Source organism: Paracraurococcus lichenis, from assembly GCF_030657435.1.
Taxonomy (GTDB): domain Bacteria; phylum Pseudomonadota; class Alphaproteobacteria; order Acetobacterales; family Acetobacteraceae; genus Paracraurococcus; species Paracraurococcus lichenis.
Genome location: NZ_JAUTWS010000002.1, coordinates 57,290 through 70,959, shown reverse-complemented (window position 1 = coordinate 70,959; position 13,670 = coordinate 57,290). Strand labels below are relative to the sequence as shown.

General features: G+C 71.7%; 12 protein-coding genes. 4 read left to right on the top strand and 8 right to left on the bottom strand.

Going from position 1 to position 13,670, the window contains the following annotated elements; all coding sequences use genetic code 11:
* Window positions 1-45: 45 nt before the first annotated feature.
* Window positions 46-540 (top strand): CinA family protein, encoded by a 495-nt coding sequence (locus Q7A36_RS02260; protein ID WP_305102022.1) that lies wholly within the window; start codon window positions 46-48, stop codon window positions 538-540.
* Here Q7A36_RS02260 and Q7A36_RS02255 read toward each other — a convergent pair.
* Together Q7A36_RS02255 and Q7A36_RS02250 are read right to left on the bottom strand one after the other, a co-directional pair.
* The gene (locus Q7A36_RS02255; protein WP_305102021.1) at window positions 531-1,697 is read right to left on the bottom strand and encodes an acyl-CoA dehydrogenase family protein; all 1,167 of its coding nucleotides are present in this window, start codon (window positions 1,695-1,697) and stop codon (window positions 531-533) included. The genes Q7A36_RS02260 and Q7A36_RS02255 overlap by 10 nt on opposite strands.
* 34 nt (window positions 1,698-1,731) lie before the next feature.
* A complete protein-coding gene (locus tag Q7A36_RS02250) occupies window positions 1,732-2,505 on the bottom strand; it encodes an SDR family oxidoreductase (RefSeq protein ID WP_305102020.1) in 774 nt (257 codons plus the stop codon).
* A gap of 77 nt (window positions 2,506-2,582) precedes the next feature.
* Between Q7A36_RS02250 and Q7A36_RS02245 the strand changes: the two genes are divergently transcribed.
* Complete coding sequence (locus Q7A36_RS02245; RefSeq protein ID WP_305102019.1) at window positions 2,583-3,206, top strand: DUF2459 domain-containing protein; 624 nt, start codon at window positions 2,583-2,585, stop codon at window positions 3,204-3,206.
* Window positions 3,207-3,237: 31 nt separating this feature from the next.
* Here Q7A36_RS02245 and Q7A36_RS02240 read toward each other — a convergent pair whose 3' ends face one another.
* From Q7A36_RS02240 to Q7A36_RS02220, 5 genes are all read right to left on the bottom strand, one after another.
* Window positions 3,238-3,390 (bottom strand): hypothetical protein, encoded by a 153-nt coding sequence (locus Q7A36_RS02240; RefSeq protein ID WP_305102018.1) that lies wholly within the window; start codon window positions 3,388-3,390, stop codon window positions 3,238-3,240.
* Window positions 3,391-3,504: 114 nt separating this feature from the next.
* Window positions 3,505-5,073 carry a TolC family protein gene (locus Q7A36_RS02235; RefSeq protein ID WP_305102017.1) on the bottom strand — a complete coding sequence of 523 codons (1,569 nt, stop codon included), beginning with the start codon at window positions 5,071-5,073 and terminating at the stop codon, window positions 3,505-3,507.
* Complete coding sequence (locus tag Q7A36_RS02230; RefSeq protein ID WP_305102016.1) at window positions 5,070-8,213, bottom strand: efflux RND transporter permease subunit; 3,144 nt, start codon at window positions 8,211-8,213, stop codon at window positions 5,070-5,072. Before Q7A36_RS02230 ends, Q7A36_RS02235 begins: the two co-directional genes overlap by 4 nt.
* A gap of 90 nt (window positions 8,214-8,303) precedes the next feature.
* Entirely contained in the window at window positions 8,304-9,704 is a 1,401-nt protein-coding gene (locus Q7A36_RS02225; protein ID WP_305102015.1) for an efflux RND transporter periplasmic adaptor subunit, read from the bottom strand.
* A gap of 232 nt (window positions 9,705-9,936) precedes the next feature.
* Window positions 9,937-11,475 carry an acetolactate synthase large subunit gene (locus tag Q7A36_RS02220; protein WP_305102014.1) on the bottom strand — a complete coding sequence of 513 codons (1,539 nt, stop codon included), beginning with the start codon at window positions 11,473-11,475 and terminating at the stop codon, window positions 9,937-9,939.
* Between the two features lie 110 nt (window positions 11,476-11,585).
* Here Q7A36_RS02220 and Q7A36_RS02215 point away from each other — a divergent pair, with 110 nt between their 5' ends.
* Both Q7A36_RS02215 and Q7A36_RS02210 read left to right on the top strand, forming a co-directional pair.
* On the top strand, window positions 11,586-12,026 hold the full coding sequence (locus Q7A36_RS02215) for a hypothetical protein (RefSeq protein ID WP_305102013.1): 441 nt from the start codon (window positions 11,586-11,588) through the stop codon (window positions 12,024-12,026).
* Between the two features lie 80 nt (window positions 12,027-12,106).
* The gene (locus tag Q7A36_RS02210) at window positions 12,107-13,144 is read left to right on the top strand and encodes an ABC transporter substrate-binding protein (protein ID WP_305102012.1); all 1,038 of its coding nucleotides are present in this window, start codon (window positions 12,107-12,109) and stop codon (window positions 13,142-13,144) included.
* A 7-nt stretch (window positions 13,145-13,151) separates the two neighbouring features.
* On the opposite strand, the gene Q7A36_RS02205 is transcribed toward Q7A36_RS02210, so the two are convergent.
* Window positions 13,152-13,562, bottom strand: a complete 411-nt coding sequence (locus Q7A36_RS02205; RefSeq protein WP_305102011.1) for a cupin domain-containing protein — start codon at window positions 13,560-13,562, stop codon at window positions 13,152-13,154.
* Window positions 13,563-13,670 lie beyond the last annotated feature (108 nt).

Sequence of the window (13,670 nt, the reverse complement as noted above, 5' to 3'; positions counted from 1 at the left end):
GGACGGCCCGGCGCGCCCTAGCCTTCGCGGCAAGGAGGACCGCCCATGGAGACGCTGCTGCCCATCGCCGCCCGCGCCGGCGCGCTGCTGAAGGCGCGCGGGGAGACCATCGCGGTGGCGGAAAGCTCGACCGGCGGGCTGGTATCCGCCGCGCTGCTCGCGGTGCCCGGCGCCTCGGCCTATTTCAAGGGCGGCAGCGTGGTCTATACCCGCGCGGCGCGGGAGACGCTGCTTGGCATCCCGACCAGCGCATTGCGCGCCGCGGCGCCGGCCTCGGAGGAGATGGCCGCGCTGCTGGCGGATGCCGCGCGGCAACGGCTCGGCACCACCTGGGCGCTCGGCGAGGCGGGCGCGGCGGGGCCGACCGGCAACAGCTACGGCCATGCGGCGGGGCATGGCGTCTTCGCCGTCGCCGGGCCGGTCGGCCGTCGCCGCACGATCGAGACCGCCAGCCCCGACCGCATCGGCAACATGCGCGTCTTCGGCGAGACGCTGCTGCAGATGCTGGTCGAGAGCCTGGAGGCGGCGCCTCAGAAATAGCCGAGGCCCATGATCCCGTCCGGGCCGGGATCCTCGCCCACCAGCTTCCGCCCGATCAGGTCGCGCAGCGTCTCCGTCGCGCCGCCGCCGAGGCTGCCGTAGCGCGCGCCGCGATAGAGGCGCGAGACGGGGTATTCGTCGGTGAAGCCGAAGCCGCCATGGAGCTGGACGGCCTCGCTGGTCACGCGGATCGCCATCTCGTTGCAGAAGATTTTCGCCGTCGCTGCCAGGAAGGGGTCCGGGAAGGGATCGGCCGTCATGCAGGCGCGCCAGAGCAGGCCGCGCGCCGCCTCGATATCCCTGTACATATCGGCCAGCTTCCACCGCACGCCCTGGAAATCGGCGATCGGCTTGCCGAAGACGGGCCGGTCCCGGACATAGCGCAGCGCCTCGTCGAAGGCGCCCTCGGCGAGGCCCAGCGAGATCGCCGGGTTCAGACAGCGCTGGGTGTTGAAGGCGCTCAGCAATTTCTTAAAGCCATCCTCGCGGATGACGAGGTTCTCGAGCGGCAGCTCGACATCCTCGAAGCGCACCTCGTGCAGGTTCTCCCCGCCCATGGTGTGGAAGGTGCCGGTGACGGCGAGCCCCGGCGTGCCGCGCTCGATCAGCACGCAGCCGATGCCCTCGCGCCCCGGCCTGCCGTCGATGCGGGTGAAGACGACGAACATGCCGGCCTCCTCGGCACGGCTGATCAGCGTCTTGGCGCCGTTCACCACCACGCGGTCGCCGCGCAGCACGGCATTGGTGCGGTAGTTCGCGACATCGGTGCCGGCATGCGGCTCGGTCATGCAGATCGAGAGGATGCAGTCGCCGCTGACCACCTGCGGCAGGATGCGGCTGCGGATGCTCTCCGGCGCATAGCGGGCGATGACGCGGGTCTGCACCCCGGCCTCGCCCAGCACGGCCATGGCTGTGGGGTAGCAGACCTTCGCCAGTTCCTCGAGCACGAGGGCCGTCTCGAAGACCGGCAGGCCCAGCCCGCCATAGTCCTCTGGCACCGTCATCCCCAACACGCCCAGCGAGGCGAGGTCGCGGATGTTCTCCCAAGGGAAGGTGCCGTCCATCCAGCGCAGGGCGCGCTGGCGGAAGCTGGTCTGCGCCATCTCCCGCACCGGCGCGATCAGCGCGCGCTGCTCCTCGGTCAGCCGGAACTCCACGGCATCCTCCTCTCGAGCGCTGGCCGGCCGAGGCTCAGCCCCGGAACTGCGCGCCGGCATCCACCTCGATCGTGGTGCCGCTGAGATAGCCGCCGCGCGGGCTGGCGCAGAAGACGGCGAGGTCGGCGATCTCCTCCGGCTTCCCCGCGCGGCCGAGCGGCAGGCCGGACAGCATCTCCTCCCAGCGGCTCTCGTCGCCCCACTTCGTCTTCGCGCGGCTCTTGCTCAAGGTGATGATCCGCTCCGTCATCGTCGCCCCCGGCGCGATGCCGACCACCCGCACATTGCTGTCCGGCGCCTTACCGCCGAGCGCCGCGGTGAAGGCGATGAGGGAGGCATTGCCCGCCGCGCCGCAGATATAGTCGGCCCGCGGCCCGCGGCCCGCCATGCCGATGATGTTGACGATGACGCCGTCGCGCCGCGCCTCCATGGCCGGCAGGTAGAGCTGCGTCAGGTGGATGTAGCCGAAGACCTTCAGCGCCCAGGCCTGCTGCCAGCGCTCCAGGCTGATGTCGTGCAGCGTCCCGCCCGGGATGGCGCCGGCATTGTTCACCAGTACATCAATGTCGGAGTGCGCCGCATGCAGCGCGGTGCGCACCGCGGGATCGCCCAGGTCGCCGGCGAAGCTGGCGATGTTCACCTGGTGCCGCTGGCGGATCTCGCCCGCCGCCTTGTCCAGCGCCCCCTGGTCGCGCGAGGCAAGGATGAGGTCGCAGCCCTCCGCCGCGAAGGCCTGGGCGCAGGCGAGGCCGATGCCCTTCGAGCCGCCGGTGACCAGCACCCGCTTGCCGCAGATTTCCATCTCCATGTCCGTTCCCCCGCTTGCCGGCGCGCCGCACGCATGCGAACCGGTCCGGCCCGCCGCGCAGGATCTCGCCTCTCCGCATGACTATCGCCGCCGCCCCGGGCCGTCGCAAGGCCATGACCCTGCTCGCGCTCGGCACGCTGGCCGGCTGCGCCGTGCCCCGGCCGCCCGCCTGCGGAGGGGCGGAGGGCAGTTTCTGGGTCACCGCCCCCGGCTGGCATACGGAGATCTGGCTGCGCGCCGAGGACCTCGCCGGCCCCCTCGCCCGCCTCCGCCCGCTCTTCCCCGGCGCCGCCGCGCTCGGCTTCGGCTTCGGCAAGCGCAGCTTCATGCTGGCGCAGGCGGACGCGCCGGCCGAGGTGTTGCTCGGCCCCTTCCCGGGGGCCGGGGTGGTGGAAGCGAAGGGCCTCTCCACCCTGCCGCCGGAGGCTTGGCCGGGCGGGGCCATCGCGCTCGCATTGCCGGAGGGCGGGCTCGCCCGACTGCTGACCTTCCTCGAGGCCAGCATCGCCGCGGATGCGGGCAGCCTGGCGCTGCGCGGCAGCCTCTTCCTCGACGCCGCGCGCGGCTATTCCCTGGCCTATACCTGCAACACCTGGACCGCGGAGGCGCTGCGCCATGCCGGCCTGCCGGTCTCGGAACATGGCGTGGTGCTGGCGGGCGCCGTGCTGGCGCAACTCGCCCCGCTCGGCTGCCGCGCCTGAGGCGCCGGTCCGGGGCAGGCCCTCTCAGGCCTCAGCGGCAGGGCGGCGCGTAGCCGCCGGGACAGACCACGCTGCCGCCCGGCGGCACCACGATGACCTGCCGCGGCTCCGGCTCGCTGGAGAAGGTCGGGCTGCACCCCGCCAGCAGGCCCAGCAGGCTGGCGGCGAACGCGATCCGGCGCATCGGCATCTCTTCCCTTGGTCGTGCGACCGCAGATTGGGAAGGCGACGCGGCCACGTCCACCCGAGGGCGCGCGCTCTCGCGCGCCGTTGATGCAGCGCACCGACCCGTGCGCGGCTAGAGCCGCGGCGCGATCCCGCTCACGCCCGTCGCCTGCTCGAGTTGCGACAGCGCCAGCAGATAGGCATAGCGGGCCTGGTTCGCCTGGATGCGCGTCGCATTCAGCACCCGCAGCGCGTCCAGCACGTCGATCAGCGACCGCCCGCCGGCCAGATAGGCCTGCTCGGTGCTGCGATAGGCCTCCTCCGCCCGGTTCAGCGCCCCGCCGGTATAGAGGTTGAGCAGCGCCCGCGCCTGCTCGTAGGTCGCCCAGGCCGCGGCGAAATCGGCGCGGGCCTGCAGCAGCGCGGCGCGCGCCTGCGCCTCCGCCTGGCCGGCCTGCGCCGAGGCGACGCCGACATTCCCCTCCACGATCTGGCGCGTGAAGATCGGCACCGAGAACTGGATGCCGAAGCTGTTGGTGGCATCCAGTTGGTCGCGCGAGTTCGGCAGGTCCTGGCTGAGGCGGGAACGGCTCCAGCTGCCGCTGACCGTCACATCGCGCGAGCGCCCGGCCTCGGCCAGCAGCCGGTTGGAATTGGCGGCCGCGAACTGGCGCTGCGCCGCGACCACGTCGGCGCGGCTCTCGATGCCCTTGGCCAGGTCCTCGCGACCGATGCCGAGTTGCGGCACCGCCTCGAACCGGCCGCGCACATCGAAGGCGACGGGCGAGAGGATGGTCTGCACGGTGGTCGGCGCACTGGCGGGCCCGGGCGGCGCGGCGGCGCGGCCGCGCGGGCCGGACGGCTCCGGCGGCAGTGCGCCGGGCTGCGACGGGTTGATCCCGAGCGCCGGAATCGTCCCGGCACCCGGCTGGAAGGCGGCCGGGTCGGCCGAGAGCAGTGCCGCCACGGCCGCCACGCCGGCGGCATAGGCCTGCGCATTGGTCGTCACGTCCGGCTCGAATTGCAGCCGGCTGGCCTGGAAGCGCAGCAGGTCGCCTTCCGGGATGGCGCCGTCGCGCAACTGCCGCCGCAGCAGCGCCTCGGTCCGGTCGAGGCTCATCCGGTTGCCGAGCGCGACCTCGAGATTCGCCCGCGCCAGCAGTGCGCCGAGGAAGGCCTGGCGCAGGGCGAAGAGCGAGGTGCGCAGGGCGTCGAGCACCTGCGCCTCGGCGGCACCGATCTGGTCCTCCGCGACGCGGGTGCGCAGCGTCCGCTTGCCGCCGCGCTCGACCAGCACCTGCAGCCCGGCCTGGATGTTGTTGCTCGGCGAGATCAGGCGCGTGCCCCGCACCGCGCCGGCGGCCGTCTCGTTGAACTGCAGGAAGCTGTTGCCGACCACGACCTGCGGCGGCGGCAGGGAGGCGGCGACGAGGCGGTTGGCCCGCGCCGCATCCACCCCGCGGCGGGCGGCGATGACGGCGAGGTTGCGCTCCACCAGCACCGCCTCGGCCTGCGCCAGGGTCAGCGGCTGGGCCCCCTGGCCGACCGGCAGCGGCAGGTTGCCCGGCGCGGCGGGGCGGGCGGGCGACGGCGCCTGGCCCTGGGCCGGCCCTTGGGCCTGGGCCTGCCCCTGGGGCTGGGCCTGGGCGGGCTGCGCGAAGACGGCGAGGCCGAGCAGCGCGGCGGAGGGACGCAGCCTCATGCGCGGGCGCCGAGCGCGCGGACGCGCGCGGCTTCCTGCCGCAGGTGGCGCGGCTTGCCGAAGAGATCGATCATGACGGGGAAGACCACGAGGATGAAGAGCGGCACCAGGCCGATGCCGCCCACGACGACGAGGGCGAGCGGCTTCTGGACATCGGCGCCGATGCCGGTGGCCAGCGCCATGGGCAGCAGGCCGGTGAAGGAGGCGAAGCAGGTCATGAAGACCGGCCGCATGCGGTCGCGGCCCGCCTGGTCCAGCGCGGTGCGCCAGGGCATGCCTTCCAGCCGCAGGTGGTTGAAGTGGGAGAGCATAATGATGCCCTCCATGACCGTGATGCCGAAGAGCGCGAGGAAGCCGATGGCGGCCGGCACGGAGAAGTTCAGCCCGGCGACGGCGAGCGCCGCAATGCCGCCGGTCAGCGAGAGCGGCACGACGCCGAAGACCAGCAGCGTCTCCCGCAGCGTGTTGAACTGGACATAGAGCAGCACGAGGATGAGGCAGAGCGCCGCCGGCACCACCACCATCAGCCGCCCGAGCGCGTCCTGCAGGTTGCGGAACTCGCCCACCCAGTCCAGCCGGTAGCCGGGCGGCAGCTCCACCTGCTGCGCCACCAGCTCCTGCGCCTCCCCGACCGTGCTCGCCGGGTCGCGGCCGCGGACGGAGAAGCGGATGGGCACGTAGCGGCTGGCATCCTCGCGGTAGATGTAGGAGACGCCGGAGACGAGGCGGACCTCGGCGACATCGGCCAGGGTCGCGGCCCGGGCGCCGCCCACCGGGATGCGGCGGATGGCCTCGAGGCTGTCGCGGAAGGGCGCGTCGAGCCGCACCACCAGCGGGAAGTTGCGGTCGCCGCCCGGCTCGTAGAGCCGCCCGGCCTCCCGCCCGCCGATCGCCGCCTGCACCACCTCGTTGATGTCCTCGACCGAGAGGCCGAAGCGGGCGGCCCGCGCCCGGTCGATCTGCACCGCGACCGTGGGCTGGCCGAGCGAGCGGAAGACGGCGAGGTCGGCCACGCCCTCGACGCCCGCCAGCACCTTCCTGATCTCCTCCGCCTTGCGGGCGATGATGTCGAGCTCCGGCCCGAAGACCTTGATGGCATTGGCGCCCTTCACGCCCGAGGCCGCTTCCTGCACGTTGTCGCTGATCGCCTGGGCATAGCTGAACTCGATGCCGAGGAACTCGCGCGACAGCCGCTCCTGCATGGCGTGCACCAGGCCGTCGCGGTTCGACGCCGTGGTCCACTGGTCCGGCGGCTTCATCGGCAGGAAGAACTCGGCATTGAAGAAGCCGGCGCTGTCCGTGCCGTCATCCGGCCGCCCCTGCTGGGAGGTGGCGGTGATGACCTCCGGAAACTCCATCAGCACGCCGCGGATGCGGTTCACCGTGGCATTGCCTTCCTCGAGGCTGATGGTGCCCGGCATGGTGGCGCGGACCCAGAGATTGCCTTCCTCGAGCGTCGGCAGGAATTCGGCGCCGAGGGTCGAGAGCAGGAAGAGCGCCGCGCCAAACAGGGCGGCGGCGAGGGCGACGCAGAGCAGCCGCGCCTGCATCGCCAGGCCATAGAGCCGCTGGTGGCCCCAGCGCAGCGCCCGGACCACCGGCGTGTCCTTCTCCCGGCTGTCCTCCTTCAGCAGGGCGGCGGCGAGGGCGGGGGTGATGCTGAAGGTCGCGAGCAGCGCGCCGACGATGGCATAGGCATAGGTCTTCGACATCGGGCCGAAGATCCGCCCCTCGATGCCGCCGAGGGTGAAGAGCGGGATGAAGGCGGCGATGATGATCAGCGCCGAGAAGAAGATGGCCTTGTCCACCTCGCCCGCCGCCCGCAGCACGGTCAGCGACAGGCCGGAGAGTTCCTTCGAGCCGGCCGGCGCGATGTAGCGGTGGGCGCTGCGGGCCAGGCCGAGATGGCGGTAGATGTTCTCCACCATGATGACGGTGGCATCGACCAGCAGGCCGAAATCGAGAGCGCCGAGGCTGAGCAGGTTGGCGCTCTCGCCCCGGGCCAGCATCAGCAAGATGGCGAAGAGGAAGGCGAAGGGAATGGTCGCCGCCACCACCAGCGCGCCGCGGAGGTCGCCGAGGAAGAGGTACTGGATCACCAGGATCAGCAGCACGCCCTCGATGATGTTGTGCACCACGGTCTTGGTGGTGATCTTGACCAGGTCCTCCCGGTCGTAGAGCGGCACGATCCTGACGCCCGGCGGCAGCACCCCGCCGGCATTGATCCGCTCCACCTCCTTCTGCACGCCGCGGATGGTGGGCAGGGTCTGCTCGCCGCGGCGCATCAGGACGGTGGCCAGCACCACGTCGTCGTCCTGCTCATGCCCCGCGATGCCGAGGCGCGGGGTATTGCCGACCTCGATGGTGGCGATGTCGGAGAGCAGGACGGGCACCCCGCCCTCGGCCGAGACCACCACGCTGCGCACGTCGTCGAGGCCGCGGATGAGGCCGATGCCCTGCACGACAGCGGCCTGCGGCCCGATGCGGATGGTCCCGGCGCCGACGGTCGCATTGCCCGCCCGCACCGCCTGGATCACCTGCGGCAGCGTCAGGCCGAGCGCCGCCATGCGGTGCAGGTCGACGACGATGTTGTAGCTTTTCGTCAGGCCGCCGAAGGAGGTGACGTCGATCACGCCCGGCACGCGCTTGAAGCGGCGGTCCAGCACCCAGTCCTGCAGGGTCTTGAGGTCGGCCAGCGAATAGCCTGGGGGCCCGACCAGCCGGTAGCGCATGATCTCGCCGATCGGGCTGAGCGGGCTGATCTGCGGCGAGACTCCCTCCGGCAGGTCGTCGAGCTGGCCGAGGCGGTTCAGCACCTGCTGCAGCGCCTGGTCGTAGGTGTAGTTGAAGTTGAACTGCACCCGCACGTCCGAGAGGCCGAAGAGGCTGGTCGAGCGGACGGAGGTCAGGTTGGGCAGCCCGGCCATCGCCACCTCTACCGGAATGGTGACGTAGCGCTCGATCTCCTCGGCGCTCTGGCCCGGGTTCTGGGTGATGATGACGACCTGGGGCGGGACCGGGTCGGGATAGGCCTCGATGTTCAGCCGGGTGAAGCCGACCAGGCCGATGACGATGAAGGTGAAGAACAGCAGGATGACCAGCGGCCGGCGCTGCAGGGAGAAGGCGACGATCTGGCGCATGGCGGCGGTCCCGGCGGTCCTGGGGGCGAGTCGGTTCCGCCCCCTCCCTCTCTGCCACGGCCGGCCCCCCGCCGGCCAGCGGCAGATGGTTCAGTCGATGCGGGCGGCCCGGTCGATGAAGAGCGCGCCGCCGGTGACCACGCGCTCGCCCGCCTTCAGCCCCTCCGTCACCTCGACGACGTCGCCGCTGCGGATGCCGGTCTTCACCTTGCGCAGCATGAAGCGGTTGGCGTCCAGCGCCACCCAGACGCTCGCCTCCGGCCCGCGGAAGATCAGGGCATTCACCGGCACGGCGACGGCCCGCTGCTCCTCGCCGACCGCGATGCGGAAGGTGGCGAACATCTCGGGCTTCAGCAGCCGGTCGGGGTCCTGCACCTCCGCCCGGACCGTCATGCGGCGGGTGACGGGGTCGAGGCCGGCGCCGACGGTGGTGACCCGGGCGTCGAATTCGCGGTCCGGCAGGGCGCCGACCGTGACCTTGACCTGCTGGCCGACCTTGATCAGCGGCGCGTCCAGCTCGCGCACCGCGGCGACGAGCCACATGGTGGAGAGGTCGGCGATGGTGAAGACGGGGTCGGCGGCGCCGGTCGAGAGCCACTGGCCGGGGCCGACCTTGCGCTGGGTGACGGTGCCGCCGATCGGCGCCAGCACCGGCACGATGGCGTTCACCATGCGGGTCTGCTCGATCCGCGCGATCTCCCCGGCGCTGCGGCCGAGCACGCGCAGCTTGTCGCGCGAGGCGGCCAGCGTCGCCTCGGCGCTGCGGAGGTCGGCCGTTGCGGTCATGGCGGCGACCCGGGCCTGCTCCACGTCGCGCTGCGAGGCGGCGCGGGCGCTGAACAGGCTGGCCTGCCGCGCCTCCTCGCGCCGCGCCTGGTCGAGGGTCGCGCGGGCCTTGTTGGCGGCATCGGCGGCCGAGAGCAGGTCGTTGGCGGCGCCGGCGAGGTCCGTGGTCTCGATCTCGAGCAGCGTGTCGCCGGCCTTCACCGTATCGCCCATGCGGGCGGGCGCCCGCACCACGCGGCCGTTGTAGGGCGAGTAGACCGGGGTGGCCCGGTCCTCGTTGTAGGCGATGCGGCCCTCCGCCACGCGCTCCGCCCGGAAGTCGCGGAGCTGCATCTCCTCGATCCGCAGCGCCCGCATCTCGTTGTCGGACAGGCGGAACTCGCCCTGCGAGAGGGGCTCGGTCACCGTCGCCGGGGGCGAGGTCGGCACCGGCCGCGCCTCCTGCGAGACATGCCAGGCATAGCCGCCGCCGGCAGCGACCAGCAGCAGGACGGCCGGGATCCAGAGCCGCCGCCGCGACGGCGCCGGGTCCGCTGCATGGGCGTCCTGCGGCGGCTCGGACGGCGCCCCGACCGGCGGCGCCCCGACCGGCGGCACGACGGCGGGCGTAGGCGTGGGCGGGGCCGGCGGCAGCGTGATGGTATGGACCGCGGGCCGGGAGGCGTCAGTCTCCGACGCGGGCGGCGGCTGGTGGATCATATTCATCGCTTGTCAGAAACCGCCGCTGTCCGCATCGCTGCACATCCCCGCCCACCATGTCCCGGCACCCATGTACAGGTGAGCGGATCGCGAGGGGGACACCCCCACGACGCACCCGACCATGCGCCACCCCGCCTTACACGAAGTTTGCGCGAAACCTGAAGGCTAGGACAGCTTGTTTCAATCGGCTTTTCTCATGCTGCGCTACAACATGAGAAAAAATGGTCCTGGCGGTGCCTCAGATAAGCAATTCGATCAGGAACGGGCCCGGCCTGGCGAAGGACTGAGCCATCAGGTCGCCGAGCGCCTCCAGGCTGCGCGCCTGTGCCGCCTCTACGCCCAGGCTGTTCGCCAGTTGCACCCAGCCGATATCGGGATTGCCCAGGTCCAGCATGTCCATGGCGGTGCGGCCTGGATTGGCGCCGACATTGCGGTACTCGCCGATCAGGATCTGGTACTTGCGGTTCGAGAGCAGCACCGTGGTGACGGGCAGCTTCTCCCGCGCCTGGGTCCAGAGGGCCTGCACGGTATACATGGCGCTGCCATCCGCCTGCAGGGCGATCACCCGGCGCCCGCCGCCGCCGATCGCCGCGCCGACCGCGACCGGCGGGCCGTAGCCGATGGCGCCGCCGCAATTCTGCAGCCAGTCATGTGCCGGCGCGGCAACGCTGTGCGGGAAGAAGCCGCGGCCATAGGTCACCGATTCGTCGACGACGATGCTGCCCTCCGGCATCAGCGCGGCGACGGCGCGGGCCAGGCCCTCCGGGCTCAGCTCGCCGCGCGGCGCCTCCGGCCGCGGACCGGGATCGGGGATGGACGCGGCCGGGGCGCCGAGTTCCTCGGCCAGCGCCCGCAGCGCCGATTCGGCGTCGTGCTCGACCCGGGTCAGCACATGGATCTCGCAGCCCGGCTGCCAGAAGCGGCTGGGCTTGCCGGGATAGCCGAAGAAGCCGATCGGCTCCTTGGCATTGACCAGGACGATATGCTCGTAGGGCCGCAGCGCCTCGACGGCCTGCTCGTTCACGTAAGGCACGCGGTCCAGCGGCAGGCGGCCGCGGCCGCGCTGGATTCGGGCATTGGAGCCCTCGGCCAGCAGCGCGGCGCCGGTCGCGGCGGCGATGCGGTGCGCCTGGGCCTGGGCTCCCTCCCGCAGCGCCAGGCCGCCCAGCAGCAGCAGGACGTTCCGCTTCTCCCGCAGCAGCTTCGCCACGGTGCGGACCGCATGCGGATCGGCCTGCGGGACGGCCAGCACCGGCAGCGGCGCGGCAACCGTGCCGCCCTCGTTCCAGGAACTGTCGGAGGGCAGGACCAGGGTCGCCACCTGCCCCGGCGAGGTGCGGGCGGCCTGCACCGCGACGGCGGCATCGGCGCCCACATCCTCCGCGCGCGTCGAGGTGCGGACCCAGGCGGAGGCGCCGCGCGCCCAGCCCTCGGTATCCGCGGTCAGGGGCGCATCGAAGGGCCGGTGATAGGTCGCCTGGTCGCCCACGATGTTGACGATGCCCGAGCGCGCCCGACGGGCGTCGTGCAGGCTGCCCAACCCATTGGCGAGGCCGGGACCGCAATGCAGCAGGGTGCAGGCCGGCTTCTCCGCCATGCGCCAATAGCCGTCGGCGGCGCCGGTGACGATGTTCTCCTGCAGGCCGAGGACGCAGCGCATGCCCGGGACGCGATCCAGCGCCGCGACGAAATGCATCTCGCTGGTGCCGGGATTGGCGAAGCAGACATCCACCCCCGCCCCCAGCAGCGTCTTCACCAGGCTTTCGGCTCCGTTCACGGCGACTTCCCCCTCCGGCGGATGCAAGGTGGTGGCAGGGTGCGCGGGCGAGCGCCGCACGGCAAGGGACCCCCCGGCCGTGGCGGCCATAGAGGGGACAGTTTCCAACCATGCTCAGAACGATCATCGCCGGCTTCATCGCCGGTTTCATTGCCGTGCTGGTCTTCCACCAGGGCACGGCCTTCCTGCTGCACCAGTTCGGCAACCGGATCCCGGCGGTGGTCGCGGTCCTCGGCCAGACCTCGCCACCCTTCAACATGGCCCCGACCAGGCCGCTCGGCGTGCCGGTGGTGCTGTCCCAGGCCTTCTGGGGCGGGGTCTGGGGCTTGGTGCTGGCGCTGATCCTGGTCCGGCTGCGGCCACCGGCGATCCTCTTCTCCACCATCTTCGGCGCGCTGGCGCTGACCGCGGTCGCGGTGACGCTGGTGCCCGCCCTGAAGGGGCTGCCGACCTGGAGCGGCGCCATCCCCTGGCGCGGGCTGCTCTACAATGGCGCCTGGGGCTTCGGGACGGCGCTGATGCTGGTCCGGCCGCTCGGCCTCAGAGCCTGAGCGGCGGTTCCCGCTTGCGCCGGCGGCGCAATGCGCCACCTTCCCTCCCGGCGACCGATCTCGCCCGGGAGGACCACCGCATGACGATCCAACGCTTCACCGTCTCGCGCCGCGCGGCGCTCGGGCTGCTGGGCGCCGGCGCGCCGCTGCTGGTGGCCGCCCCCGGCCCCGTCCGGGCGCAGCCGCGCCTCGACAAGGTCAGCTTCGTCACCAACTGGCGCGCGCAGGCCGAGCATGGCGGCTTCTACCAGGCGCAGGCCGCCGGCCTCTACCGCAAGGCGGGGCTGGAGGTGGAGCTGCGGACCGGCGGGCCGCAGGTCAACCCGGCGCAGCTCCTGCTCGGCGGGCGCGTGGACATGTCGATGGGCAATGGCCTCACCGCCCTGAACTTCGTGCGGGAGAACATTCCTTTCCTCTGCATCGGCGCGGTCTTCCAGAAGGACATGGTGGTGCTGATCGCCCACCCGAACACCGGCTTCACCGGCTTCGAGGCACTGCGCGGCCGCACCGTGCTGATCAGCGCCGAGCCGCGGGTGACCTGGTGGCCCTTCCTGGTGAAGAAATACGGGCTGAAGGACGAGCAGATCCGCCCCTATACCTTCAACCTGCAGCCCTTCCTGGCGGACAAGCAACTCGTCCAGCAGGGCTACCTCGGCAGCGAGCCCTTCTCCATCCGCCAGGCGGGGATCGAGCCGGACACGCTGCTGCTGCACGATGCCGGCTTCGAAAATTACGGCACCACCATCAATATCGGCCAGAAGACGCTGGCGGAGAAGCGGGAGGTGATCCAGCGCTTCATCGACGCGACGATGGAGGGCTGGGACCAGTACCTGAAGGGCCCGGCCGGCGGCTTCGACACCGCGCCGGCCAATGCCCTCATCAAGTCGCACAACCCGGAGATGGGCGACGACCTCATCGCCTTCGGCACAAGGATGATGAACGAGGCCGGCATCCTCCGCTCCGGCGATGCCGCCACGCTCGGCATCGGCGCCATGACCGAGGCGCGCTGGCAGCGCTTCCACGCCGCCATGGCCGATATCGGCGTGCTGCCGGCGGCGCTCGACTGGCGGAAGGCCTTCGACCTCTCGCTGGTCAACAAGGGCATCGGCAAGGCCTGACGCGCGGTCAGGCCGTCGGCTCGGCAGCCAGGCCGAAATGCGCGATGTCCTCCGGGCGCGGCCTCCAGGCGGGGTTGCCGCGCCATTCCTTCGTGCGGACGGAGAAGTCGTCGCCGTAGCGCACGCGGAAGAGCAGCGTGCGCTGCGGCCCGTTCTCGTATTCGTGCAGCTCGCCGCGCGGATGGACGACGAAGGCGCCGGGCTTGACCTCGATGGTCTGCCCGGGCGTGCGCATGGTCCCGCCGCCCTCGAAGCAGACATAGATCTCGGTGCAATTGGGATGCAGGTGGTGCGGGCTGCACTGCCCCGGCTCCCAGCAGGCGACGGTCACGTCGCCGCCCTCGATCCGGCCGAGCACGTGCTCGACATGCTTCACCGGGTCCCAGCGCTGCTCCTGCTTCAGGTCGAAGACCAGCATCCGTCTCTCCTTCCCTAAGCAAACCCCTCGGGGTTTGCGCCGCAACAAAATCCTAAGCAGGCTTTCGCTTCAAGAAGTTGGGCCGCACGAAGTGTGGCCCAACCCGCG

What these genes read in the sequence shown, in the direction of transcription:
- Q7A36_RS02215 (WP_305102013.1), top strand. Translation starts at nt 11,586, where the DNA reads ATGCTCAGAACGATCATCGCCGGCTTCATCGCCGGTTTCATTGCCGTG.
- Q7A36_RS02240 (WP_305102018.1), bottom strand. Translation starts at nt 3,390, where the DNA reads ATGCGCCGGATCGCGTTCGCCGCCAGCCTGCTGGGCCTGCTGGCGGGG.
- Q7A36_RS02235 (WP_305102017.1), bottom strand. Translation starts at nt 5,073, where the DNA reads ATGAGGCTGCGTCCCTCCGCCGCGCTGCTCGGCCTCGCCGTCTTCGCG.
- Q7A36_RS02210 (WP_305102012.1), top strand. Translation starts at nt 12,107, where the DNA reads ATGACGATCCAACGCTTCACCGTCTCGCGCCGCGCGGCGCTCGGGCTG.
- Q7A36_RS02260 (WP_305102022.1), top strand. Translation starts at nt 46, where the DNA reads ATGGAGACGCTGCTGCCCATCGCCGCCCGCGCCGGCGCGCTGCTGAAG.
- Q7A36_RS02205 (WP_305102011.1), bottom strand. Translation starts at nt 13,562, where the DNA reads ATGCTGGTCTTCGACCTGAAGCAGGAGCAGCGCTGGGACCCGGTGAAG.
- Q7A36_RS02230 (WP_305102016.1), bottom strand. Translation starts at nt 8,213, where the DNA reads ATGCGCCAGATCGTCGCCTTCTCCCTGCAGCGCCGGCCGCTGGTCATC.
- Q7A36_RS02245 (WP_305102019.1), top strand. Translation starts at nt 2,583, where the DNA reads ATGACTATCGCCGCCGCCCCGGGCCGTCGCAAGGCCATGACCCTGCTC.
- Q7A36_RS02250 (WP_305102020.1), bottom strand. Translation starts at nt 2,505, where the DNA reads ATGGAGATGGAAATCTGCGGCAAGCGGGTGCTGGTCACCGGCGGCTCG.
- Q7A36_RS02225 (WP_305102015.1), bottom strand. Translation starts at nt 9,704, where the DNA reads ATGAATATGATCCACCAGCCGCCGCCCGCGTCGGAGACTGACGCCTCC.